The organism is Halosimplex carlsbadense 2-9-1 (assembly GCF_000337455.1).
GTDB classification, from domain to species: domain Archaea; phylum Halobacteriota; class Halobacteria; order Halobacteriales; family Haloarculaceae; genus Halosimplex; species Halosimplex carlsbadense.
This window is the reverse complement of record NZ_AOIU01000012.1, coordinates 13847-36981: the sequence shown is the minus strand read 5'-3', so window position 1 is coordinate 36981 and position 23135 is coordinate 13847. Positions and strand designations below refer to the sequence as shown.

The window sequence follows — 23135 nt, the reverse complement described above, 5'->3', positions numbered from 1 at the left end:
AGATGTGTATAAGAGACAGCCTGAGGCCAGTTCGTGTACAGCAGCGACCGGACGGCCTCGGGGGTGACGTTCCGGGGCCCGTAGGAGATGAAGAAGACGTAGCAGACCAGTCCGAGCGCGTAGTTGACCGCGTAGGCGACCAGCAGCGTCCGCACCGGGCGGTCGTCCTCGCAGGCCAGATAGGCGACGACCGGGAAAGTGACGAGGAAGGCGTAGCCGAAGACGTAGACGGCGCTGAAGTAGGCCGTCAGCGGCGGGGCGGCGAACGACTGGAGGCGGGCGACGAACCCCCCTTCCAGCGCGTGGATGGCGCCGGTGACGTTGACGCCGATGAGCCACGAGAGCTCGACGCCCACGTCGCGGACGACCCCGTTGACGGCGAGGACGACGACGAGCAGGCCGAGCGTCGGCGCGACGCGCCGGAGGTTCGCCCGCACTCGACTCGGGGCGCCGGCCAGCCGGTCGCGGCCGACGACCGTCGCCAGCCCGAGGAGGTGGAGCGCGACGACGACGGCGGCCAGCTGCGCGAGGACGGTCGCGAGCCCCATCAGTCGCGCCCCACGAGGGTCCCGTCGTCGTACTCGTAGCCGGCCTCGCGGAACGCCGCCCGCGCCGCGGCGGCGTCGATGGTGCCGTCCGAGCCGAGGAAAGGTGTCACGGGGTGGCCGTCCTCGAACCTGAGGTCCGAGGAGACCGAGCCGGTCCCGGCCAGCGGGCTCGCCGCGGGCCAGGCGTAGCCGTCGAACACGTCCTCGACCAGCGCCCGGCGGTCGACGAGGTGGCCGAGCGTGTTCCGGAACCGGGGGTTCGTCAGCGGCGGCCGGCGAGTGTTGTAGCCGAGGACGTACGGCGACGCCGACCGACCGACGACCAGGTCGACCCCTTCCGCGCGGCCGATCCGCGGGATGGTCTCGGCGCCGACCGCGGTGCCGGTCACGTCCGCGTCGCCGTTCGCGACCATCGAGACGGCCGTCTCGTCGGCGCCGACGACGGTCACGTCGATCCGTTCGTACGATGGCAGCCCGTCCGCCTCGCCCGGCAGATCTGTGGGCGCGGCGTCGGCGAGGAAGTGGTCGTCGTCGCGTTCGAGCACGAGGCGGTCGCCGGGGACGTTGCGCTCGAAAGTGAACGGGCCGCTGCCCACGGGCGGGACGTTGTTGCTCACGAGGACCTCCGAGGCCGCGCCGAAGTCGACGCCACCGACCGAGGCCGGTCCCGTCCGCTCGCGCCAGACGTGTTCGGGGAGGACGGGGACCGCGAGCGCGCGGGTCGCGACTTCGGCGGTACAGTCGACGAACCGTATCTCGACCGTCCGCCGGTCGAGCGCCTCGGCGTCGGCGACGAGGCTGCTCCGACCGCGGAAGCGGGGGGCGGCCACGGCCGCCTCGCTCTCGGTCGGCGTCGCCGCCGACTCGTCGGTCCGGCCGAGCGTCACGTCCGAGAACAGCGCGTAGGTGAACGCCACGTCGGCCGCGGTCACCGGCTCGTCGTCGTGCCAGACGAGGTCGTCGCGGAGGCGGACCCGCGCCCGCGGGCGACCGTCGACGGTCTCGAACTCCCAGCCGTCGGCCAGCCACGGCTCGACCCGCCCGTCCCCCGTCTCGCGGCCCAGTCGGTCGTACAGCAACCCCGTGAGGGCGGTGCTCCACCTGAACTCCGCGGCCAGGGGGTTGAGGTTCTCCGTCGGTCGCCGGTCGGTGATGACGACGCGAAGCGTCGCCGGGTCGGTCGGGGTGGTCGCCCGGTCGTCCGCGGCGGTCGCTCGCTCGGTCGGGGTGCCCGCCGGTCCGTCGGGGGCCGTTCGGGCGGTCGCGGCCGCGTCGGCCGGCCGGTCCGGCGCCGCGTCGAGCGCGAGATACCCCAGCGGCGACCGGTAGTCGCGGCGAGTCCACCCGGCGAAGCGGTCGCCGCGGACGGCCCTGACGGCGTCGGGAAACGCGACCAGCGCGAACGGCTGGGTCCGGGCGATACTGTGCTGGGCGGCGGCGAGCGCCTTCGTTCGGGCCTCGCCGGTCGCGGACCGCGCTTCGGTCAGCCGCTCGTCGACGTCGAGGTTCGCGTAGCCGAAGGGGTTCTGCCAGCCCGGTTCGGAGCCAAAGCGCGAGTGCAACAGCGCGTAGAGCCCGTCGGGCTCGCGGAGGCGAGCGGGGACGCGGCCGACGAAGGCGTCGAAGTCGTTGCGGATGAGCACCCGGCGGTACAGCTCCTCGGGAGCGACCGGCGTGACGGCCACCCGCAGTCCCGCCGCGCGGAACCACCGGGCGACGGACTGGGCGACCCGCAACGCGTAGGGATCGGCGTCCGCCGGGAGGGCCACGATCTCGACCGACACCGGCGACACCGACTCCCAGCCCGAAGCCGCGCGCAGCCGGCGCATGCACCCGACGGTCGTCAGGCTCCCCCCGACGGCCAGCGACCGGAGCAGGGTACGGCGTCGGCTCGACGTCGGTTCGGATGACTCCCCCATCTCTCCCGCCGGTTGGGGGGCGACGGTCAAGTTCCTTCGGCCTGCGAGCGACGAGTCCACCGGACCCGGCGACGGGCGGCAGGGCCCGACCACGGTATCGCCGGGGATCGCTCTTAGTGGGTCGGCCCCGTCTCCCCGGGCATGCTCGACCGCCGGACTGTCCGAGTGTCGCTGGCGCTCGTCGTCGCCCTCGCGAGCGGGATCGTCGCGGTCGGGTACGTCGAGGCCGAGCGGTCGAGCGACCGCGTGATCGGCGACCCCTCGGTCGAGCAGGCGCTGCGCACGGGCGACCTGTCGCCGGTCGTCGACCCGCGGGACGGCCGGACCGTGGTCGCCACCGACTCCAACGCCTTCGTCGCCGACGAGAACGACGGCCCGCGTGCGCAAGCCGAGCTGGTCGCCTTCGCCGCCGACGGGGGGATCTACTACCACGAGAACGACCACACCCGCTACTGGGACGTCGACCCCGTCGCCGGGACGAATTCGACCGTCGAGTTCGTCTACGCGGACCACCTCACGCCCGAGGCCTGCGACGGCTCGGTCTGCACCCGCAACGGCGTCGAGCGCGTCAACCTCACCACCGGCGAGTCGACCGACGTGTTCAGCCGCGTCACGCCCGGCAAGCACTCCACCCGGTGGCACGACGTCGACCGGATCGACGACCACCGCCTGCTCGTCGCCGACATCGACCGCGACCGCGTCTTCGTCGTCAACACGACCACCGACCTGATCACCTGGGAGTGGAGCGCTCAGGCCGCCTTCGACGTTCACAGCGGCGGTCCCTTCCCCGCCGACTGGACGCACCTCAACGACGTGGAACACGTCGAGGTCGACGGCCGCGACGCCGCGATGGTCAGCCTCCGCAACCACGACCAGGTCGCCTTCATCGACTTCGAGCGGGGCCTCCTGGAGAACTGGACGCTCGGGACGGACGGCGACCACGACACCCTCTACGAGCAGCACAACCCCGACTACGTCCCGCCCGAACGGGGCGGCCCCGCCCTGCTCGTGGCCGACTCCGAGAACGGCCGGGTCGTCGAGTACCAGCGCGAGGGCGAGAGCTGGAACCGGTCGTGGACCTGGAGCGACGCTCGGCTGGGCTGGCCGCGGGACGCCGACCGACTGCCGAACGGCCACACGCTTATCACCGACTCGAACGGCGACCGGGTGCTGGAGGTCGACCGCTCGGGCGAAGTGGTGTGGAGCGCCACGGTCGGGTTCCCCTACGAGGCCGAACGGCTGGGGACCGGCGAGGAGAGCGCGGGCGGCGAGAGCGCGGCCGCGCTCGGTCTGCCGGACCGCGACCCGACCGCGGCCAACCAGTCGGTCTCGGGGAGCGTGCTGGCGGCGCTCCCGCCGTCGATCGAGAACGGCATCGCCTACGCCTTCCCGCGCTGGGTCGGCCCCCTCGAAACGGCCGCCATCGTCGCGCTCCTTATCGCCGTCCCCGTGTGGGGTCGGCTGGAGTACCGCTGGTCGGGCGTGTCCCTCGGGATCCGGAACCCGCTCCGGGTCGAGCGAGAATGACCGCGACCGACGCCGTCGCCCGCGACCGATCGCTCTCGCTGGCCGCCCGACTGCGCCGCGCGGCGCCGCTGGACGGGCGCGACGCGGGCTGGCTCGGCCTGGCGCTCGTCCCGGGGGTCGTCGCCGTCGGCGTCTATCTGGCGACGAACCCCTATCCGGCCTACGGCGGCGGGCTGTACGCGCAGATCGCCACCGCGATCGCAGCGAACGGCTACGTCCCGCCCGCGACGGTCGACGGCTACGCCGTCACCGTCCCGTTCGCGTACCCACCGCTGCAGTTCTACGTCTTCGCGGCCCTGCTCGACCTGGGGTTCGACCCCGTGACTGTCACACGACTCCTGCCCTCCGTCGCCGTCGTCGCCGGGCTGGTCCCGGCGTACCTGCTCGGGCGGGACTACACCGGCTCGCGCCCGGCCGGGAGCGCGACGGCCGCGATGGTCGCGCTGAACCCGCAGGTCCTGGAGTGGCACGTCTCCGCGGGCGGCGTCGTCCGCGGGTTCGCGTTCCTGTACGCGCTGACCGCGGTCTACGCCGGCTATCACGTCTTCACCGACGGCGGTCGGCGAGCATTGGTTGGGGGCGCCGTCGCGGTCGCGCTGACGGGGCTGACGCACCCGACCTACGCGCTGTTCGTCGTCGCGAGCTACCTCGTGCTCTGGGGCGGGCTAGACCGGTCGGTCCGGGGACTCGCGCGCGGGCTGGCCGTCGGCGGCGGCGCGCTCGCGCTGGCGAGCCCCTGGCTCGGCTGGGTGGTCGCGACCCACGGCCCCGACGTGTTCACCGCGGCCGCCGGGACCCACGGCGGGCTCGGCGGCGGGCTCGACGCCCTGCTCGCCGGCCCCTCGTGGGTCAGGCTCGTCCCGCTGGCGGTCGCCGCCGCGGCGCTGGCGCTCGGCCGCGACGGGACGGTCGCGGCCTGGGTCGTCGTCGCGACGCTACTCTTTTTCCAGTCCCGGTTCGCCTACGCCGTCGGCGCCCTGGCGGCGGCGGTCGCGGGCGTCGGCGTCGCCGCCCGCCTCGCCCGGCGGGAGGGAAGCGCGTTCGCCTCGCCGGACCGCCGCGCAGCGGCCGCCGTCGCCCTCGTCCTCCTCGCGACCGTCGCCGGCGGTGCGTCCCTCGCCGCCGAGACGACGTCGACGACCGACCCGACCACGCCCTCGTTCCTCGACGACGAGTCGGTCGCGGCCACCGAGTGGGCGGCCGCCGAGACGCCCGCGGACGCTCGATTCCTCGTCCTCGGGGACGCAGCGGAGTGGTTCCCCGCGCTGTCGGGGCGGTCGATCGCCGTCGGCCCCTGGGGCGTCGAGTGGGCGAACGCGACCGCCTACGACCGACAGTTAGCCGCGTTCAGGGCCGCCTCGACCTGTTCGAACGCCGACTGCGTGGAGTCGGTGGCCGCGGCCGTCGGCGCCGACCCGGACTACGTCGTCGTCCAGACGGGGCGCTACACCGTCCGCGGGGGCACCGTCGTCGGGTTCGGCACGCTCGACCGCTCGTTCGCGGCCGCGGACGGCTGGACGCGCGTCCACGAGAACGGCGGCGTGGCGGTCTATCGGGCGGTCGGCGGCGCCGGCGGGTGAGGAATACGCGACGACCGGTCGTCCCGTCGGCGTTCGTCCAACGAAAAGACACTTACATCGGCCCCGTGTTCTCGGCGGACGAGTACGACAGATGCCCTCCATCCAGACGAACGGACTGACGAAGACCTTCGGGGAGAGCGTGGTCGCCGTCGACTCCCTCGATCTCACCATCGAGGACGGCGAGATCTTCGGCTTCCTCGGCCCCAACGGCGCGGGGAAGTCGACGACGATCAACATGCTGCTCGACTTCATCCGGCCGACCGACGGGTCGGCGCAGGTGTTCGGCATGGACGCTCAGGACGAGTGCGCCGCTATCCGCGAGCGCATCGGCGTCCTCCCCGAAGGGTACGGCTTCGACGACTACCTCACCGGCCGCGAGTACATGGAGTGGGCCGTCGAGACCAAAGGGGCCGACGACGACCCCGAACAACTGCTCGACCTGGTCGGCATCCGCGAGGACGCGGGCCGGGTCGCTTCGGGCTACTCCAAGGGGATGCAACAGCGGCTCGCCTTCGGCATGGCGCTGGCCGACGACCCCGACCTGTTGATCCTCGACGAGCCCTCGACCGGGCTGGACCCCAACGGTATCCAGCACATGCGGTCGGTCATCCGCGACCGCGCCGCCGACGGCACGACCGTCTTCTTCTCCAGTCACATCCTCTCGGAGGTCGAGGCGGTCTGCGACCGCGTCGGCGTGATGAACGAGGGCGAACTGGTCGCCATCGACTCCATCGAGGGGCTGCGCGAGAGCGCCACCGGCCAGGCCACCATCGAACTGGAGTGCGCCAGCGCGCCGCCCGCCGAGGACGTCGCGTACATCGACGGCGTCACCTCGGTCGACGTGGCCGACACGACGCTCACCGCCGAGTGTTCGGACCCGAGCGCGAAAGTCGACGTGGTCAAGCGGGTCGACAGTCAGGTCGAGGTCGTCGACATCCTCGCGGACAACACCTCCCTGGAGGAGCTGTTCAACCAGTTCACCGGCGGCGGCCGCGACGGCGACGGGGCCGTCGGCGAAGGGGCCGAACTCGAAGCGTCCCAGGAGGCCTCGGTATGAGCACGGTCACGGTCGCGAAGAAGGATTTCAAGGCCGCGCGCCGGTCGAAGCTGCTGTGGGCGGCGGCGATCGTCCTCGGACTCATCGCGGCGTTCGTCGGCTACGTCTCGGGCGGGGCGTCCGGGACTGACACCGAGCAGGTGCGAGCGCTCTTCCGCGTGCTGACGCTGCTGCTCGCCGTCCTCCTCCCCATCGTCGCGCTGGTGGCGAGCTACCTCGCCATCGCCGGCGAGCGCGAGGGCGGCGGCATCAAGTTCCTGCTCTCGCTGCCCAACACTCGCCGGAGCGTCTTCGTCGGGAAACTGCTGAGCCGTAACGGCATCGTCGCCGGCGGCATCGCGTTCATGTACGTCGCGGCGATCAGCGTCGCGCTGACCCGCCACGGCGCGTTCCCGGCGGCCGTCGTCTTCGGAACGCTGCTGATCACGCTCGTCTACGGGTCGACGTTCGTCAGCATCGCGCTGGCGATGTCGTCGGCCGCCGCCTCCCGCAGCCGCGCCATCGCGGGCGCCTTCGGGACGTACTTCGTGCTGGTCATCCTGTACGTCTTCCCGGTGGTGTCGTTCGGCGACATCGCCCGCTGGCTCCACACGACCCTGCTCGGCGCCGGTCCGAACCCCGACCTCTACAACGCGGTCCAGTACACGAGCCCCTACCTGGCCTATCGGAAGGCCGTCAACCTCGTGATGCCGGCCGAGATGCGCCAGATCGTCTTCTACTCGAGCCTGCCCGAGGACGTCAGCTACGGCTCGCCGGCGGCCAACGAGGTACTACCGCTGTATCTGCAGGACCAGTTCTCGGTGGTCGTCCTGGCGTTCTGGCTCGTCGTCCCGCTCGCTATCGGCTACGCGCTGTTCGAGAGGGCTGATCTGGAATGAACCGACGCAGCCAACTCGGAACCGGCCTGGCGGTCCTGGCGGTCGTCCTGTTCGCCGTCCCCGCCTTCTTCCCGGTCCAGCCGATGCTGACCCACGACACTGGCGACACCGCACCGGCCCCGCCGGCGGAGCTGCGACAGCAGGGCTACGAGATCGTCGCCTACGAGAACCTCTCCGAGCGCGGGCAGGAACTCTACGTGACCACCCTGGAGAACGACGGCGAGTACCGCGTCTCGGTCGGCGAGGGCGCCGACGACTTCGGCTACCCGACCGACGGGGAGGTCCGCGCGATGTACGACAACGGCACCGAGCCGGGCGTCGTCATCGAACGCCCCGAGGACGCGGAGTCGCTCCCGCCCTCGGACGAGCGGTTCTACGGCTACCCGAGCGAGGAGGAGGGGCTGAACGAGTCCCAGGCCGAACAGCGCAGACAGACCATCGAGCGCTACGACGCGATGAGCACCCGGACCGCCCAGCCGCCGCTGGGCGCGACCCCGCAGCTCATCCGGCTCGTCTCGGTGCTGCTGGCGGTGCTGTCGCTGGGCGTCGGCGGCTACCTGCTCTCTTCGAAGTAGCGGCGCGGGCCGTCCCGCCCGTCTTCGGGTCCGCTCGGGGGAACCCGGACGCGGTCGACCACAAGGGACTTGCCGGACGGAAGCGAGTCGCGTCACGACCCGAGATGTCCGACGAACGGAACGAATACGCCCGGCGGAACTCGCTGATACTGCTCGCGATCTACATCGTCCTGTGCGGGGAGCTGGTCTTCGGCGACGAGTGGCACGTCGTCTACTCACTGCTGGTCGTCTCGGTGAGTCTAGTGCCGCTCGTCTCGGCGTTTTTCGACTGAACCGGTATCGGCGCGACGGGCGAGCGGGCGCGAAGAAGTGACGGAGTGCGAGACGTGTGCCCGGCGACCTATATCGCGCCGCTGCCGCCTTCGAGGCGGTCGATGACCTCGCGGATGTCGGCGTCCTCTTCGATGTTCTCCTTGGCGTTCTCGCGGCGGCGAACCTCCTTGGCGGTGGCGTCGTACGCGCGGACGTACTCCGCGCGGCTGTGCTCGTCGAAGGCGTGGCGGATCGCGAAGTAGCCGTCCGGGAGGACGGTCCCGCAGACCTTGCACTCGATGCGTTCGTGTGCTGTCGACTGGTGGACGATCAGGTCTTCGACCCGCTCGAACTGCTCGTCGTCGCCGTCGATCGCACACTCCCAGGAGGCCATGATACCCGTGTGATGCCCGCCGCTCAGTAAAAGCGTTCCCCTCCCCTTCGAGTGTCGCCTCGGACGACTGTTGTCTCGACCGCAGTCGTCGGTGGATGCTGGACGCCCCCGACCCCATCGCTAGCAGTAGTCCCCACCGCAGCAGACAGCAGACGTTGAAAGCCCTCGACCCGCTCGCGGTCGCTGGGCGACATATCCGCGCTCTCCGCACCGCCCGCGCGGATAGTGGTCGCTCAGACGACTACACAAGCGCGAGCGGGCCTCGCCCTTTCAGTCCACCAGGACCGCATAGCGCCGCGACCGCAACAGCAGACCGCCCCGCACAGCGACCGCAACCGGCCACGACCCTCCCCAGCCGATTCGCTCCTGTCGTCGCTCATCCACTGTCAGAGCACGCTCTGACAAGCCCTCGCTCACACGGTTCGCGAGGACCTCNTCCCCAGCCGATTCGCTCCTGTCGTCGCTCATCCACTGTCAGAGCACGCTCTGACAAGCCCTCGCTCACACGGTTCGCGAGGACCTCGCGCGGCAGCGCGCGCCGACCGCACCACTACCGCACCACACGTCCCAGACAGCGCACCACTACCGCATCACACCGCTACCGCTCTCTCGTTCGTATCGAACACGACGGTCGACGAGCCGAGAGCGGGTCAGAACGGCAGCGTGACGCCCTCGGGGAGGTAGGCGGGGAGGACGTGGACGAGGCCGGCGGCGACGACGAGTTCGAAGGCGGTGATGACGAGCATCATCGCGTCGCTGTAGTCGCTGCTGACGGGGACGCCGACGGGGGCGCCGAACTCCTCGTCCCAGAATGGGTAAAAGAGGGCGAGCCCGCGGGTCGTCCCGAGCGCGTCGAGGACGTAGTGGGTGAGCACGCCCAGCCAGACCCAGTGGAGGTTGCCGAAGTAGATGGGGTAGGCGGCGACGATGGCGAGCACCGGGAGGTTGTGCAGCGTCTTGCGGTGTTTGCCGAAGTGGGTGTCCACGTCCGGGAACAGGGCACCGAGCACGAGCGGGACGAACACCGCGGCGATGGTCCGGAACGTCGCCGCGTCGCCCGCCGGTTCGAGGATGAACCCGAGACCGACGGCGAGAAAGACCGCGTTCAACACGTGTCCGCGCTTGTCCATGGGGCGATTCGATGGACCCGCAGGGCACAAGTGTTGCCTTTCGGTGGGCGACGGGTCGATTCAGCGACCGGTCGGCACGGTGATTGGACGGGGAGGGCGGGAGACCGTCAGTCGGTCCGGTCGCGGACGGCGGTCTCTAGGTCCCGGAGCGCGCGGCGGGCCAGGCGCTCGCGGACGGCGGTCCGGTCGCCGTCGAACTGGTAGCGGGAGACGCTGGCGGTCGAGTCGCCCGACTCCCAGGGCGCGGCGTAGGCGACGCCGACGAAGCCGGTGCCGACCGGCTTGTCTTCGGTGCCGCCGCCGGGGCCGGCGACGCCGGCGGTGGCGACGCCCCAGGTGGCGTCGGCGGTGTCGCGGGCCGCCCGCGCGAGGGCGCGGGTGGTGGGTTCGCTGACGGCGCCGTGTTCGTCGAGCGTCTCGCGGGGGACCGCCAGCGTCGTCCGGAGCGCGTCGTAGTCGTAGGGGACGACGACGCGGTCGAGGTAGTCGCTCGCGCCGGGAACGCTCGTCAACAGCGCCCCGACCAGTCCCCCGGTGGCCGTCTCGGCGACGGCCAGCGTCTCGGCGCGTTCGGCCAGCAGGTCGCCGACCCGCTGCTCGACGGGCGGGTCCTCGGCGAAGTCGCGCATACCGACACGACGGGCGGCCCCCGGAAAAGCGCAGGGGACGGGTCGACTCGCGGGGCGGTCGCCAGCACTGACCGGAGCGGAGACGGGCCGTCCACCGGGTTGACGACCGAGCGCGGGCGGCGACGTGACACCCAGGTTCTTGGGGCGGCGGGTCCCAGTCCGGTGTAGATGGCACCGCGACTCGTCGTGCAATGCGGGCTGCCGGGGGTCGGGAAGTCGACCGTGGCGAAGGCGATCGCCGAACGACTCGACGGCGAGCGGGTCCGCAGCGACGCCGTCCGCAGGGAACTGGTCGACGACCCGACCTACAGCCGCGCCGAGAAAGACCGCGTCTACGGGGCGATGCTGGAGCGGGCGCGCGAGGCGCTCGCCGACGGTCGCCCCGTCGTCCTCGACGCCACCTTCGAGCGCCGCGCTCGCCGCGACGACGCGGTCGCGCTGGCCGAGACGGTCGGCGCCGACCTGACCCTCGTCCGCGTGGTCTGTGCGGACGAGGTGGCCCGCCGACGGATCCGCGACCGGGAGGACGACCCGAGCGAGGCGGACGTGTCCGTCTACGAGAACGCCCGCGACCGGTTCGAGCCGCCCGAGCGCGACCACGTCACCGTCGACAACTCCGGCGACCTGGAGACGACGCGCAAGCAGGTCGACGTGCTGTTCTGAGCGGGAGCGCGACGCGTGTCGAGCGGCGCCACCGCCGTCACCGAGCGCCAGGGTTTACCCCCGGGCCGGCCAACGGGCGGATATCCGATGGACTACGAGACGCCCCAGTTCTTCCGGGTGATGCAGTACGCGGCCGACGCCGACCGCGACGTGGTGGACATGGTCAGTGGCAACCCCGACTGGGAGCCGCCAGAAGCGCTCCGCGAGGGACTGGTCGACTACGCCGACGGCGACGTGAGCGAGTTCCAGTACCCGCCGAGCGTCGGGCTCACCGAGCTACGGACGGAGATCGCCGAGCGTCGCGGGGTCGACCGCTCGCGCGTGCTCGTCACCAACGGCGCCGGCGAGGCCAACCACCTCGCGACGACGGGCGCGCTGGAACGGTGCGACGGGTCGGAGCTGATCATGACCGACCCGGTCTACCCCTACTACGCCGGCCGTGCGAACCTGCTGGACGCCGAATCGACCTTCACGCCCGTCGACGAGACCGGCCAGCTCGACCCGGCCGACGTGCGCGCGGCCGCGAGCGACGAGACGGCCGCCGTCGTCGTCAACTCGCCGAACAACCCCACGGGCGCGGTGTACCCGCCGGAGACGATCGAGGCCCTCGTCGCGGTCGCCGAGGACCACGACGCCGTGCTCGTCGCCGACGAGGTGTACGACCACTACGACTTCACCGGCGCCTTCGAGAGCGCGCTCGCGGCCGACTCCGACCACGTCGTCGCCACCAACTCCTTCTCGAAGACGCTCGCGATCACGGGCCTGCGGGTCGGTTACGCCGTCTTCCCGCCGGAGGACGGCCCGCTCGGCGACCTGGTCGAGCGCGCTCGCACCAGACACATGATCCAGAACGTGGCCGGGAGCCGACCGGCCCAGGCGGCGGTGCTGCGGGCGTTGCGGGAGACGCCCCCCGAGTACTACGAACGCAACCGCGAGCGGCTCCGCGACCGCGTCGACCGGTTCACCGAGGCGCTCGACGCGGCGGGCGCCGAGTACACCACGCCCGGCGGCTCGTTCTACGTGATGGCCCGCTTCGACGGCTTCCCGGGGACGATGGCCAACGTCGAGCGGCTGATCGACGAGGCGGGCGTCGCGGGGATGCCCGGGGAGGCGTTCGGCGAGTCCCGCGCCGACTGGATCCGGTTCGCGCTGGTCACCCCGCGGGTCGAGGCGGCCGCCGAGCGGCTGGCCGACTACCTGGGATAGGCGGCCGGCCGCTCTCGGGGCTCGTCACTCGACTGTCACGGGCTCGCCCCGCTCGGCCGACTCGTAGATCGCCTCGACGATCGCGACGGCCTTCCGGGCCTCGGGGCCGTCGAGCATGAACGGCTCGCCGCTCGCGCGGGCGTCCAGGAACTCGCGGACGTTCGGAAGTTCGAGCGGGGTCGGCTCGTCCGCGCCGGCGTCGGGCCCCGAGAAGCGCTCGCGAGTCGCCGGGTCTCCCTCTCGCTCCTCGCGGAACGCCCACGCGGTCAGCTCCTCGCCGCGGATCTCGGCGGTGCCGTCCCGACCGCCGAGCTCGTACCGTATCTCGCCGCCGGGGTAGGTCGCCGTCGTCGCGAGCAGTTGCCCGAGCGTCCCGTCGCGATACCGCAACGTCGCGACGGCAGCGTCCTCCACGTCGAGGGCGTCGTGACCGCGAACGCCGGTGACCGCCGACACCTCGGCGACGGGGTTCTCCCCCGGATCGAGGTCCATTCCGGCGCCGGCGATCCACTGGATCGCGTCGACGCTGTGGATGGCCTGACTCATGACCGCGCCGCCGCCCGCGACCTCGGGGTCGGCCTGCCAGGTCCCGTCGTAGTAGCCGTCGTCGCGCCACCACGGGAGCGCCGCGTTCGCGACCGCCAGCGACCCGAACCGCCCCTCAACGACCGCCTCGCGGACGGCCCGGATCACCGGTTTGTACCGCCGCTGGAACACCCCGCCGAGCCGGATCCCCGCCGCGTCGGCCGCGTCGATCATCCGGTCGATCCGCTCGGTCGTGATCTCCAGGGGCTTCTCGCAGAACACGTCGACGCCGCGGTCGGCCGCCGAAAGCGCCGGGTCGAGGTGCGCGCCGTTGGGCGTGCAGATGTCCAGTACGTCCGGCTCGACGGCGTCGAGCATCTCGGTCACGTCGAGGTACGGGTCGCAGTCGTGCTCGTCGGCGAACGACCGGGTGCGTTCGTCGTCGCGGCTCGCGGTGTGACCGCTCGCTCCGTTCGAGGACTCGCCTCGCTCGTCGTCGCGGCCGACGCAGGCGACGACCGCGGCGTCGTCTAGCTGCTCGTAGGCGCGCATGTGGGTCTCGGCGGCGCCGCCGACGCCGACGACGGCGATCCGGTGGGTGGGCATGGGCGGAGTGACGCCGAACGGCGGTAAAAAGACACGGGGCGCCGGGGCCGAGGCGGACGGCGGTCGGCCGCGAGCGGATCAGCTCAGGTCGTCGGCGTCGCCGGCGTCGAGGCGGACGGTGACGGTCGTTCCGTCGTCGCCGGTGTCGAAGTCGAGGTCGCCGCCGGACCGGTCGACGACCCACGAGACGAGCCAGAGGCCGACGCCGGTGCCGTGTTTGAGCGGCGTCTCCTCGCGGTCGGCGAGCACGTCGAGTTCCGACTGGGAGATGCCGGGGCCGTCGTCGGTGATCCGCAGTTCGACGGTCCCCTCGCCGTCGGCGGCCGCGGTGATCGTCACCGACGGCGTGTCGTCGCCGTGAGAGACCGCGTCCTGCTGAGCGTTCGAAGCAGGGCTCGTGCAACTGTGTTTCACGGCGTTTTCGACGAGGTTCTCGACGGCGTAGGGGAGCGCCCGGTGGGCCCGGACCGGCACCTGCTCGGTGATCTGCACGTCGTACTCGGCGTCGCCGTGGACGGCGGCGACGTTGGCGACGCTGCGGTTGACCACGGACCTGAGATCGAGCGTGACACGCCCTTCGTCGCTGTCGATGACCCGCTCGATGGCGCGTGCCTTCTCGGTGGTCTCGACGAGCTGTTCGCTGCGGTCGACGATGGTCTCGGCCATCCCCCGCTGCTCGCCGTCCGTGCGCTCGGCCAGCACCTCCGCCTGCCCGCGGACGACAGTCAGCCCCGTTCGCACGTCGTGTCTGAGCACCCGCGTCAGCACCTGTTTGAGCAGGTCCAGTTCGCTCTCGCGGCGCTCGCGTGCGGTCACCTCGTGGAAGATTCCGACCGACCCGTCGGCGTCGTCGGCCGGACCGAGGCCCGCGACGGTCGCCTCGAACTGGCGGACCTCGCCGGTCGCGGTCGGGATGTCGAACCCGTCGGTGGCGCTCTCGTCGGCCGTACCCGCTCGGTCGAGCGCCTCGTCGATGCGCTCGGCGGCCGCCTGGGGGAGCAGTTCGGACAGGGCCGTCCCCTCGACCGACTCGCGGTCGCCCTCGAACAGCTCGACCAGCGCGTCGTTGCAGATCTCGACGCGGCCGTCGTCGTCGAGGACGTACATCGGGTCGCCGGCGCTCTCGACGAGCCGGCGGTACTGTTCGAGGGTCCGCTCGCGGTCGCGGCGCTCGGTCACGTCCCGGGCGACGTTGACCAGCCCCTCGTAGCCGTCCTCGTCGTCGCGAACCGAGAAGTGGACCGCCAGCGTCCGCTCCTCGCCGTCGGCGGTCTCGAAGGTCATGTCGATGACGGCGCTGTCGCGGTCGTCCGTCCGCAGCTGCTGGAGCGTCCGCTGGCCCGACTGGAGTTCGCCCTCGGCCATGTAGGCCGCCGTGTGCTCGCCGACCATGTCGTCGTAACCCAGCAGACCGGCGAACGACTCGTTGTGGTACTCGACGCGGCCGTTGGCGTCGACGACGCTGATCCCGTCCTGGACGTGCTGGTCGAGCAGGTCCAGCAGTTCCAGCCGGGCGCTCGACCGGGCCGACCACGTCACGTCCTCGACGATGACCAGCCGGAGCGGGCCGACCGTGTCGGGGAACTCGTGTTCGGTGTAGCGAAAGCGCGCCCGCCCCTCGTCGGTCGGCACGGAGAACTCCGTCGGCTCGGCGGGCACGTCGGGGCCGCGGATCGTCCGGATCGCGTCGGGGTCGTGCGAGAGCGCGGCGGTGAGCTGCCGGTAAAAGTTCGGCGTCTCCGGAACCGCCGCGGTGACGCCGCGGCGGTCGAAGTACCCGTCGAGAGGGGTCGACTCCCAGATGACGGTGCCGTCCTCGTAGACGAGCGAGGAACACGACGACTGGGTGTCCGGGTCGACCCGGTCGAACGCGCGGGCGAACCGCGAGGCGGTCTCGTGCGTGCGGGCCGCCCGCAGCAGTTTCTCGACGACGAAGTCCAGCCCCTCCTCGGCCGTCCACTTCTCGACGAGCGTGTCGGCCGCGTCGAGCACCGCCGGGTCCACGTCCCCGGGGTCGACGCGCGTGTAGAGGGCGACCGCCGCCCCGGCCGCCCCGGCGTCCTCGACCAGCGCCGCCACGTCCGCCGGCGCGTCCGGCTCGACCACGAACACGTCCACGTCGGCCGCGTCGCTCCGCTCGCGGACGCGGTCGGGGTCGCTCGTCCCCTCGTAGTCGATCCCCTCTGAGTCAGCGGTCGCCGCCGTCAGCCGCGATATCACCGTCTCGTCGGGGTCGAGGTGCAGGATTCGGACACCCGGTTCGTCAGCCTCGTCGCGCGGTCCCGTCGAATCGCCCGCCGGGTCGCCGTCGTCCGCGTCTCCGGCGGGTCGACCGCCGGAACCGTCACCGCCCGCCGGGTCGCCGTCCCCGGGGTCGTCGTCGGAAGCCGTCATCTCTCCGTCACCCGCGGACCGCCTCGTCGAGATACCCTGCCAACGTGTGTCATCGACCGTCAGTGCCGGACGTGCTGGCTCCACCAACTTAAGTCTCCCGCGAAGGCGGGCGAGTGACCGCCGGAGGGCGGGCGGAAGCGCCGGGAGAACGGGCCGGACCGGCTCGCGTCGAGGGTCGCATCCGTGCGTTCATACGCGAGGACGACACAGAGATCCACGATGGCCGACGACCGGGCCGCGAGCGAGAACGAGGCGAGCGAGGTCGGGACGGCGAGCGCCGACGCCGCCGGCGGGTCCCCCGGGAGCGACGGACAGTCCGGGGCCGGCGACGACGCGGGTCCCGAGGGGTGGTCGAGCGGCGACCCCGCCGAGGCCTGGCGCGACGTGTTCGGGTTCGACGAGCCCTACGAGAGCCAGACCGACGCGATCGAGACGGCGGTCGAGGTGGGTCAGCGCGGCGGCTACTTCGCGATGGAGGGGCCCTGTGGCACCGGCAAGACGATGGCCGCGCTCACCGCGGGCGCGACGCTCGTCCGGACGACCCGCAAGTACGACCGCGTGATGGTCGTCACGCCGGTCAAACAGCAACGCAACCAGTTCGTCGAGGACCTGCGGGCGATGAACGCCCGGCTGGCGAGCGAGCCCGACAGCCCGGAACCGCTCGACGGCGTCGCCCTGGTCGGGAAACGGGACCTCTGTCCGTACGGCCGCGAGGGAGCGTTCCCCGACGACGCCTCGACCCACGACCGCTGTGAGGACCTGCGCGAGAACACCGCGAACCTCGTCGAGGCCGACCGCCGGTCGGGCGAGGAACCCGCCGCCGACGCGGCGCTCGCCAGCGACCCCGAGGATATCTGGTGGGACCCGAGCCTCGCGAGCGACCTCGTCCGGGAGGCGCGCATGGACGCCGACACCTACCGCACCTTCGACAGCGCACTCGAAACCGGGGGCGCCGAATCGCCCTATCCGCGGAGCCAGCCCAGCGCCCCCGAGTCGATGACCGCCGGCGACGACGACCCGCTGTACTGCCCCTTCGAGGCCGACTGGTTCGCCCGCAACAAGGGCTCGCCCGTCGACTTCTCGGTGGGAGAGTCCCGCGTCGTCACCGCCGACGACTACCTGCCCGAAAGCGTCGAGCGGGGGACCTGCCCCCACCGCGCGATGGGCGTCATGCTCGAACACGCCGACGTGATCATCGGCAACTACAACCACGTCTTCGACCCCGGGTCGCGCCCGCTCGTCGCGGCCGCGCTCGACTCCTCGACCTTCCTCGTCGTCGACGAGGCCCACCGACTGGAGGAACGGGTCCGGGACCTGCTCTCCGACCGCGTGGGTCGCTCGACGATCAAGCGCGCCCGCAACGACTGCAATCACCTCCTCTCGCGGGCGCGGGAGAGTCGGGACAAGAAACAGCAGGTCCGCGACCGCCTCGCGAGCCACGACGTGCCCCTCTCGGCGCTCGACCAAGCTCGGGCGTTCTACGACGACCTGCTCGGGTGGCTCGACGAGCGGGTCGAGCGCTACCTCGACGAGGAGGTCGAACGCGACTGGCGCGTGGGCGACCCCGCCGAGAGTGTCCCCGAGCGGGACGTGGAGGTCCCGCTTCGAGACCCCGACGAGCCGGAGCCGGACGAACTCACCAGGTGGGCCGAACGGCAGGGCTACGACGGGGAACTCTGGCGGACGCTCGCGACCGTCGGCGCCGCTGTCGAGGACGCCATCGACGGCCTCGGGCTGACCCGGCAACCGGTCTGTGCCGCCGTCGGCGCCGTGATGGGCCACTGGTGGGAACGCGGTCACGATCGGTATCTCCGGGAGATCGAACTGGAGTACGCGCCCAAGACGGGCCAGGCCGCCGACGCCGTCGACGAGGACTACCTCCGGGTCTACACCCCTGGCCTCGTCCTGTTCGACTGCATGCCCGCCGAGTCGCTGAAGGAGATCTTCGACGCGCTGGGCGGCGGCGTGTTGATGAGCGCCACCCTGTCGCCGCTGGACGTGTTCACCGAGGTGTCGGGGCTGGAGTCGCTGCGGGAGGGCGACCCGGACCCCGGTCCCACGCCCGACGAGGGCGACCACGGTCGGCCCGTCGAGGCGACGAGCTACCCGTTGCGGTTCCCCGAGGACAACCGCGCGAGCTGGACGATCGACGCCGAACCGTTCACCGCGCGGAATCGGGGCGACCCCTCGGAGATGGACCCGCTGGGCGACGGCTGGAACCGCACGCGCGACGAGTACGCCCACGTCCTCCGGTCGGTCGCGCGCTCACCGGGGAACGTCCTCGTCGCGATGCCCAACTACCGCGAGGCCGAGTGGGCCGGCGCCTACCTCGACGGCGCCGTCGAGAAGCCGGTCCTCGTCGACGAGAGTTCGAGCAACGAGACCACCGAACAGTTGAAGACCGACTTCTTCCGCGGCGGCGGGAAAGTCCTCGTCACCAGCACCCGGGGCACGCTCACCGAGGGCGTCGACTACGACGGCGAGAAGCTGGCCGCCGCGCTGGTGATCGGCGTTCCCCTCGTGAACGTCGGGTCGCCGCGCGTGCAGGCGGTCCGGCGAGCGTACGCCGACGAGTTCGGCGAGGACAACGCCTTCGCCTACGCGCTGACCGTCCCGGCGGTCCGCCGGGCGCGCCAGGCCATCGGCCGCGTCATCCGCGGCACCGACGAAGTGGGCGTCCGCGTGTTCGCCGACCGCCGCTACACGGCCGGCGCACCCCGGTCGGTCCACGAGTACCTCTCGCCCGCCGAGCGCGAGGAGTTCGTCCGCATGACCGCCGAGTTCCTCGACGGCCAGCTCGACCGGTTCTGGACCGACCGGTCGCAGTGACCCGGGAACCCCCAGTCCGGGCGGTGAGAGTCGGAGATACCACCCCTCACGACCTGCAGGGTCCGTTCGTCGCCGATCCGGCCCCGATCCGAAGCGATATCTCCCGATTCGTCTGGAACCTGTCGGCGCGCCGTCGTGCGATCCGCCGTTCGTATCAGGACGGTTACTGGTAGTGCGGTGGTACCGGGCGGAAGCGGGCTCCTGTCGGGTCGAGAGGGGGTGTTAATCGGTCTATACCGCCGTCCACGGCCGGAAAGCATATGCCGGAGGATTACAGTTACTCAAGGGATGCCAGAGTGTCAGAACTGTGGGTCGTTCGTGACAGAGGCGTACGTACGCGTATTCACGCCCGACGGTCACACCGGCCCCCGCGTCTGTCCGTTCTGCGAAGACAAACTCCGCGACGGTGCCGAGGTGCGCGAGGCTCGGTCGTCGCGGTCATAGGCATCTCGCCTATCCATCGCTCGTGCCGGCCGTCCGGGGGGACGGTCGATCGTGCTGTTTCGGTGGGTGCGGACTCCGCTCGCCAGCCGCCGCACTCGCCGGCGCGGAGTTGAAACGCCCGGCGCTCGAACGACGGCTATGGGCCGAGACTGGGGAGCGGTCTTCGGCGTCGCCGACGAAGCGGACCTCTTCGAGCACTTCGAGTGCGGGACCTATCGCGGCCGGGAGTACCGCTATCTGCCCGCCGCGCGCCACGGCGTCGAACGAGGGACGGCCGTCCTCGGTGACACCGTCGTCCGCGGGTTCCCCTCGATCCCCCGCGTCCTCGTCCTCGACCCCGGACTCGTCGATTTCTTCGACGGCCCCGTCACCGTCGAGGAGAAACTGAACGGTTACAACGTCCGCGTCGCGGAGGTGCCCGGGAGCGGGCGAACCGGCGCGACGGCGGACCGCGACGGCGACGACGGCGAGTGGGCCGACGCGGGTCCGCTGGCGTTCACTCGGAGCGGTCGCGTCTGCCGCTACACGACGGCGGTCGTCCGCGAGCAGTGCGACCTGGCGGCGTTCTTCGCCGACCACCCGACCCTCCAGGTCTGTGGCGAACTCGTCGGCCCGGAGAACCCCTACACCGCCCACGACTACGACGAGGTGGACTCGGTGGCCTTCCGGGCCTTCGACCTCCGGGAGCGCGCGACCGGCGACCCGCTTCCGGTCGACGAGCGCCGCGCGCTCTGCGAGGCGTACGGCTTCGAACAGGTCCGTTCGTTCGGAACGTACGAACCCGCCGCCGCCGTCGACGCCGTCGCCGACGCCATCGAGGAACTCGACGAGCGCGGACGCGAGGGCGTCGTCCTCACGTCCGCCGACGGCGAGCGCCGACTCAAGTACACCACGTCGGCCATCCACCGCTCGGATCTGGCACACGCCTTCGCCCTCCCGTTCGACTACGGCCGTGACTTCGTCTTCTCGCGGGTGATCCGCGAGGTGTTCCAGGCGGTCGAGCGCGACGAGTCGCCAGCGGCGACCCGCGAGCGCGCCAGGCGGCTCGGCGAGTCGATCCTCCTGCCGGCCGTCCGGACGGTCCGCGCGGTCGACCGCGGCGAGGTCGTCGGCGAGGACCATCGCGTCCGCGGTGACCCCGCCGTACTCGACGCGCTGCTCGCGCAGTTCCGCGACCAGGGCCTCGACGTGCGCGTCCGTGCGGACCGCCGCGAGGGCGACGAGCGCGTCGTCGAGTTCGTCAAACGCGCCAGCGCCACCCGCGACAAGACCGCCCACTACCTCGACGGCGGGACCGTCGACGAGTGAGGCGGTCGCGGCGCCGTTCCGAATACTTGCGCCGACGACAAAACACTCCCCGGTCCCCGGAGTGGCCGAGGTATGGACGACGCCCTCCGGCTGCGAGTGAACGCGATACTCGGGCTCTCGGTCGTGGCGGTGAGTCTGCTCTTCGGGCTCGTGCTCGGGCGAACTCAACGGGAAGTACTGTTCTTCGCGGCGGGGGCGCTCGTCGCACACCTCTCGGTCGCACTCGTGTTCGCACTGGCGCGGTCGGGCCCGGCCGGGAAACCAGACGGGCGGTGAACGAGGACCGTCGAGCGAGGTGGGAGAAGCGCGGTCAGTCGGCGGCGACGGCGTCGCCGAGTTCCTGCGCGTTGGCGAGCACGTCGTCGATGGAGTCGCCGGTCGGCTCGTTGTTCAGCAGTACGTCGATGGGCAGCGTGGGCGCGCCGTCGACGAGGTTCTCCATGATGACCAGTCGCTCGCGGGCGCGGGACATCCCGACGTAGAAGACGCGCCGTTCGTTGTCGGTGAGCGTCGGGACCGGCGAGGTGCGCTTGGTGAACTCCTCGTCGCCCGGAACGTCGCGGTCGGACTGGTCGACGGTCGCGGCCATCTGCTCGACGACCTTCTCCGTGAGGTCGGTCGCGACGAAGACGTGGTCGGCCTCGCGACCCTTCGCGCTGTGGATGGTGCCCAGGCGGACGCGGTCGGTCTCCATGCCCTCGTACTGGCCGGAGAAGTACGCCTCGACGCTGCGCTCCTGGAAGCTAGTGACCTTCCGGAGCATGTCGGCGGCGGCCCGCGGGTCGGGAGCGAACGGCGCGTAGTCGCGGACCGTCTCCGGTTCGACCGACAGCTCTTCGAGGTCCTCGACGTCGGCGGCCTCCTCCATCTCGTCGAGTTCGTCGAACAGGTCGTCGCGCTCGCTGGTGCCGAACGCGGAGTCGGCGAGCATGTCGGCGAGTCGACGGGCCTCCAGCCCGGTGACGGGCTCGTCCTCGTCGAGCTTCTCGATGGCGCGGACGTACTGGGTGAGCCGGTCGGTCCACATCCGCTGGTCGGTCAGACAGGTGAAGGGGATCCCCTCGCCGATGAACTCGTCGATGAACTGGAACATCTGGTAGCGCGCGCGGAAGAGGACCATCGCCGTCCCGTCCTCGTCCTGCTCGATCGTCGTCCGGACGTTGCGCACGAGGTCGATCATCGTGGGGTTCTTGACGCCCTCGACGCGGCCGCCCTCCTTGCGCGGGTTGAGGTCTTTCTCCTGGCGCTTCTCGATGTGGCTGACCTCCCGGTTGACGACGTTGAGGATGCGCGAGGGGAGCCGGTAGGAGTTGGGCAGGATATTGTCGTCGGTGACCTGCTCTTCGAGCAGCAGGTCGGGGTCAGCGCCCTGCCAGGCGTAGACGACCTGGTCGTCGTCGCCGGCGATCAGCACCGTCTCCATGTGGGGGCGCCACTCGCGGTAGACGTCGTACTGCAGGGTCGTGATGTCCTGGAACTCGTCGATGACGAGGTAGTCGACGTTCGGCATGAGCGAGCGCTGGGCGACGCGTTCGAGCATGTCGGCGAAGCCGACCACGTCGTTCTCGCCCTTGTACTGGCGCCAGCCGCGGATCGTCTCGGGGACGCTGATGCGGTCGTCGTCGGACGGCCACGTCGGCGTGTACTTGTTACCGGTCTGGGCGTTGTCGTCGATGTCCGGCGGAAGCCGGACGACCTCGTCGTCCCATTTGAACGGTACGTCGTACCAGTCGGCCACGTCGCGGCGGGTGCGCTGGAGCCACTGGCTCGTGGCGATGATCTTGTTGCCGATCGTGGTCGAGCGAGCGGTGCGGCGTCGCGACCCCTCGTACTCGTCCTCGTACTCGACGCCGAACTCGTCGCAGAAGTCCTCCTTGTCGGACTCGCCGACCACGTCCCCCCGCGAGAGGTTGAGAAGTTCGTAGGCCTTCGCGTGCATCGTGCAGACGTTCCCCTTGAGCGCCCGCGGGGACTCGCCGAGCCGCTCGGCGAGGCGTTCGCGGATCTCGGCCGCGGCCGCCCGGGTGTAGGACACCACCAGCACGTCGCGAAACTCCACGTCGTCGTTCTCTTCGAGCAAGGTCTCGACCCTGTCGAGCAGTGCCGTCGTCTTCCCGCTCCCGGGACCACCAAACAGGCGCGTCACCTGGGTGGACGGTTCAGTCATTGGACCACTAGTGGTGCCCGTGGGTCATAAACGGCGTGGCTTCGACTCGCCGTCGCGTCCGGACGCGAGCGAGCCCGCTCGGCCGACCGTCGCGCGACCCGACCGGTCGGTCAGTCCCGGTACAGCGAGATGTACAGCATCGTGAACCCGATGATGAAGGGGATGGACTCGGTCATCCGGAAGAACAGCTGGACGACTTCGGTCGCCTCGCGGACGCCGATCTGGGCGATAACGGTACTTGCGACGCCCATACTGATGAAGGCGAAGCCCATGAAGGCGTACTGCAGGCGCTCTGACGGCCGTTGCCGATACGCCTGGAAACTGATCAACGTGATCCCGAGCGAGAGCCCGAACACCGCCATCCGCATCAGCGCCAGGACCCCCCGCATGACCGCAGCGACTTCTACCATAGCGTCGTCTGTCCGACAGCACGTTCCGATATATAATTTCGCCGGTCCGGCGTGCGGAATCGATCGAGCGGACGCTGGACCGGCGTCGTCGCGG

At 71.1% G+C, this 23135-nt stretch carries 20 protein-coding genes and 1 pseudogene; 12 read left to right on the top strand and 9 right to left on the bottom strand.

Annotated elements, in window-relative coordinates:
* Both C475_RS05650 and C475_RS05645 read right to left on the bottom strand, forming a co-directional pair.
* Positions 1 to 548 (bottom strand): annotated as a pseudogene (locus C475_RS05650) (phosphatase PAP2 family protein); the annotation flags it as partial.
* Positions 548 to 2467, bottom strand: a complete 1920-nt coding sequence (locus tag C475_RS05645) for an ABC transporter substrate-binding protein (RefSeq protein WP_006882821.1) — start codon at positions 2465 to 2467, stop codon at positions 548 to 550. The gene C475_RS05645 and the pseudogene C475_RS05650, both read right to left, overlap by 1 nt.
* Before the next feature lie 141 nt (positions 2468 to 2608).
* Between C475_RS05645 and C475_RS05640 the strand changes: the two genes are divergently transcribed.
* The 6 genes from C475_RS05640 (at position 2609) to C475_RS23770 (ending at position 8356) form a co-directional block, all read left to right on the top strand.
* A complete protein-coding gene (locus C475_RS05640; protein ID WP_006882820.1) occupies positions 2609 to 3994 on the top strand; it encodes a hypothetical protein in 1386 nt (461 codons plus the stop codon).
* Complete coding sequence (locus C475_RS05635; RefSeq protein ID WP_006882819.1) at positions 3991 to 5574, top strand: glycosyltransferase family 39 protein; 1584 nt, start codon at positions 3991 to 3993, stop codon at positions 5572 to 5574. The genes C475_RS05640 and C475_RS05635 overlap by 4 nt, the downstream gene beginning before the upstream one ends.
* Before the next feature lie 91 nt (positions 5575 to 5665).
* Positions 5666 to 6631, top strand: coding sequence for an ABC transporter ATP-binding protein (locus C475_RS05630; RefSeq protein ID WP_006882818.1), 966 nt, complete (start codon positions 5666 to 5668; stop codon positions 6629 to 6631).
* On the top strand, positions 6628 to 7509 hold the full coding sequence (locus C475_RS05625; protein WP_006882817.1) for an ABC transporter permease subunit: 882 nt from the start codon (positions 6628 to 6630) through the stop codon (positions 7507 to 7509). Before C475_RS05630 ends, C475_RS05625 begins: the two co-directional genes overlap by 4 nt.
* Positions 7506 to 8084: a hypothetical protein gene (locus C475_RS05620; RefSeq protein ID WP_006882816.1), complete on the top strand. Its 579-nt coding sequence runs from the start codon at positions 7506 to 7508 to the stop codon at positions 8082 to 8084. The genes C475_RS05625 and C475_RS05620 overlap by 4 nt, the downstream gene beginning before the upstream one ends.
* A 104-nt stretch (positions 8085 to 8188) precedes the next feature.
* The gene (locus C475_RS23770) at positions 8189 to 8356 is read left to right on the top strand and encodes a hypothetical protein (protein WP_161625172.1); all 168 of its coding nucleotides are present in this window, start codon (positions 8189 to 8191) and stop codon (positions 8354 to 8356) included.
* 68 nt (positions 8357 to 8424) lie between these two features.
* Here C475_RS23770 and C475_RS05615 read toward each other — a convergent pair whose 3' ends face one another.
* The 3 genes from C475_RS05615 to C475_RS05605 form a co-directional block, all read right to left on the bottom strand.
* On the bottom strand, positions 8425 to 8730 hold the full coding sequence (locus tag C475_RS05615; protein ID WP_006882815.1) for a DUF7565 family protein: 306 nt from the start codon (positions 8728 to 8730) through the stop codon (positions 8425 to 8427).
* 650 nt (positions 8731 to 9380) lie between these two features.
* Positions 9381 to 9860, bottom strand: a complete 480-nt coding sequence (locus tag C475_RS05610; RefSeq protein WP_006882814.1) for a metal-dependent hydrolase — start codon at positions 9858 to 9860, stop codon at positions 9381 to 9383.
* A 107-nt stretch (positions 9861 to 9967) separates the two neighbouring features.
* Positions 9968 to 10489, bottom strand: a complete 522-nt coding sequence (locus C475_RS05605; protein ID WP_006882813.1) for a CinA family protein — start codon at positions 10487 to 10489, stop codon at positions 9968 to 9970.
* A 168-nt stretch (positions 10490 to 10657) separates the two neighbouring features.
* On the opposite strand from C475_RS05605, the gene C475_RS05600 reads away from it, so the two are divergent.
* Positions 10658 to 11152 (top strand): AAA family ATPase, encoded by a 495-nt coding sequence (locus C475_RS05600; RefSeq protein ID WP_049930163.1) that lies wholly within the window; start codon positions 10658 to 10660, stop codon positions 11150 to 11152.
* 87 nt (positions 11153 to 11239) lie between these two features.
* Positions 11240 to 12358, top strand: coding sequence for a pyridoxal phosphate-dependent aminotransferase (locus C475_RS05595; RefSeq protein WP_006882811.1), 1119 nt, complete (start codon positions 11240 to 11242; stop codon positions 12356 to 12358).
* A gap of 24 nt (positions 12359 to 12382) precedes the next feature.
* On the opposite strand, the gene C475_RS05590 is transcribed toward C475_RS05595, so the two are convergent.
* Entirely contained in the window at positions 12383 to 13489 is a 1107-nt protein-coding gene (locus C475_RS05590) for a Gfo/Idh/MocA family protein (RefSeq protein ID WP_006882810.1), read from the bottom strand.
* Positions 13490 to 13567: 78 nt separating this feature from the next.
* Positions 13568 to 15883 carry a PAS domain-containing sensor histidine kinase gene (locus C475_RS05585; protein ID WP_006882809.1) on the bottom strand — a complete coding sequence of 772 codons (2316 nt, stop codon included), beginning with the start codon at positions 15881 to 15883 and terminating at the stop codon, positions 13568 to 13570.
* 219 nt (positions 15884 to 16102) lie between these two features.
* Between C475_RS05585 and C475_RS05580 the strand changes: the two genes are divergently transcribed.
* The 4 genes from C475_RS05580 to C475_RS05570 all read left to right on the top strand — a co-directional run bounded on the left by C475_RS05580 (position 16103) and on the right by C475_RS05570 (position 20740).
* Positions 16103 to 18712, top strand: coding sequence for an ATP-dependent DNA helicase (locus tag C475_RS05580; RefSeq protein WP_006882808.1), 2610 nt, complete (start codon positions 16103 to 16105; stop codon positions 18710 to 18712).
* 288 nt (positions 18713 to 19000) lie between these two features.
* Positions 19001 to 19156: a DUF7563 family protein gene (locus tag C475_RS25425; protein WP_425484368.1), complete on the top strand. Its 156-nt coding sequence runs from the start codon at positions 19001 to 19003 to the stop codon at positions 19154 to 19156.
* A 138-nt stretch (positions 19157 to 19294) separates the two neighbouring features.
* The gene (locus tag C475_RS05575) at positions 19295 to 20464 is read left to right on the top strand and encodes an RNA ligase (protein ID WP_006882807.1); all 1170 of its coding nucleotides are present in this window, start codon (positions 19295 to 19297) and stop codon (positions 20462 to 20464) included.
* 72 nt (positions 20465 to 20536) lie between these two features.
* Positions 20537 to 20740: a hypothetical protein gene (locus C475_RS05570; protein WP_006882806.1), complete on the top strand. Its 204-nt coding sequence runs from the start codon at positions 20537 to 20539 to the stop codon at positions 20738 to 20740.
* Between the two features lie 34 nt (positions 20741 to 20774).
* On the opposite strand, the gene C475_RS05565 is transcribed toward C475_RS05570, so the two are convergent.
* Positions 20775 to 22631: a UvrD-helicase domain-containing protein gene (locus C475_RS05565; RefSeq protein ID WP_006882805.1), complete on the bottom strand. Its 1857-nt coding sequence runs from the start codon at positions 22629 to 22631 to the stop codon at positions 20775 to 20777.
* Positions 22632 to 22741: 110 nt separating this feature from the next.
* On the bottom strand, positions 22742 to 23041 hold the full coding sequence (locus tag C475_RS05560) for a DUF7521 family protein (protein ID WP_006882804.1): 300 nt from the start codon (positions 23039 to 23041) through the stop codon (positions 22742 to 22744).
* Between the last annotated feature and the right edge of the window lie 94 nt (positions 23042 to 23135).

What these genes read in the sequence shown, in the direction of transcription:
- C475_RS05645 (WP_006882821.1), bottom strand. Translation starts at nt 2,467, where the DNA reads ATGGGGGAGTCATCCGAACCGACGTCGAGCCGACGCCGTACCCTGCTC.
- C475_RS05640 (WP_006882820.1), top strand. Translation starts at nt 2,609, where the DNA reads ATGCTCGACCGCCGGACTGTCCGAGTGTCGCTGGCGCTCGTCGTCGCC.
- C475_RS05635 (WP_006882819.1), top strand. Translation starts at nt 3,991, where the DNA reads ATGACCGCGACCGACGCCGTCGCCCGCGACCGATCGCTCTCGCTGGCC.
- C475_RS05630 (WP_006882818.1), top strand. Translation starts at nt 5,666, where the DNA reads ATGCCCTCCATCCAGACGAACGGACTGACGAAGACCTTCGGGGAGAGC.
- C475_RS05625 (WP_006882817.1), top strand. Translation starts at nt 6,628, where the DNA reads ATGAGCACGGTCACGGTCGCGAAGAAGGATTTCAAGGCCGCGCGCCGG.
- C475_RS05620 (WP_006882816.1), top strand. Translation starts at nt 7,506, where the DNA reads ATGAACCGACGCAGCCAACTCGGAACCGGCCTGGCGGTCCTGGCGGTC.
- C475_RS23770 (WP_161625172.1), top strand. Translation starts at nt 8,189, where the DNA reads ATGTCCGACGAACGGAACGAATACGCCCGGCGGAACTCGCTGATACTG.
- C475_RS05615 (WP_006882815.1), bottom strand. Translation starts at nt 8,730, where the DNA reads ATGGCCTCCTGGGAGTGTGCGATCGACGGCGACGACGAGCAGTTCGAG.
- C475_RS05610 (WP_006882814.1), bottom strand. Translation starts at nt 9,860, where the DNA reads ATGGACAAGCGCGGACACGTGTTGAACGCGGTCTTTCTCGCCGTCGGT.
- C475_RS05605 (WP_006882813.1), bottom strand. Translation starts at nt 10,489, where the DNA reads ATGCGCGACTTCGCCGAGGACCCGCCCGTCGAGCAGCGGGTCGGCGAC.
- C475_RS05600 (WP_049930163.1), top strand. Translation starts at nt 10,658, where the DNA reads ATGGCACCGCGACTCGTCGTGCAATGCGGGCTGCCGGGGGTCGGGAAG.
- C475_RS05595 (WP_006882811.1), top strand. Translation starts at nt 11,240, where the DNA reads ATGGACTACGAGACGCCCCAGTTCTTCCGGGTGATGCAGTACGCGGCC.
- C475_RS05590 (WP_006882810.1), bottom strand. Translation starts at nt 13,489, where the DNA reads ATGCCCACCCACCGGATCGCCGTCGTCGGCGTCGGCGGCGCCGCCGAG.
- C475_RS05585 (WP_006882809.1), bottom strand. Translation starts at nt 15,883, where the DNA reads ATGACGGCTTCCGACGACGACCCCGGGGACGGCGACCCGGCGGGCGGT.
- C475_RS05580 (WP_006882808.1), top strand. Translation starts at nt 16,103, where the DNA reads ATGGCCGACGACCGGGCCGCGAGCGAGAACGAGGCGAGCGAGGTCGGG.
- C475_RS25425 (WP_425484368.1), top strand. Translation starts at nt 19,001, where the DNA reads ATGCCAGAGTGTCAGAACTGTGGGTCGTTCGTGACAGAGGCGTACGTA.
- C475_RS05575 (WP_006882807.1), top strand. Translation starts at nt 19,295, where the DNA reads ATGGGCCGAGACTGGGGAGCGGTCTTCGGCGTCGCCGACGAAGCGGAC.
- C475_RS05570 (WP_006882806.1), top strand. Translation starts at nt 20,537, where the DNA reads ATGGACGACGCCCTCCGGCTGCGAGTGAACGCGATACTCGGGCTCTCG.
- C475_RS05565 (WP_006882805.1), bottom strand. Translation starts at nt 22,631, where the DNA reads ATGACTGAACCGTCCACCCAGGTGACGCGCCTGTTTGGTGGTCCCGGG.
- C475_RS05560 (WP_006882804.1), bottom strand. Translation starts at nt 23,041, where the DNA reads ATGGTAGAAGTCGCTGCGGTCATGCGGGGGGTCCTGGCGCTGATGCGG.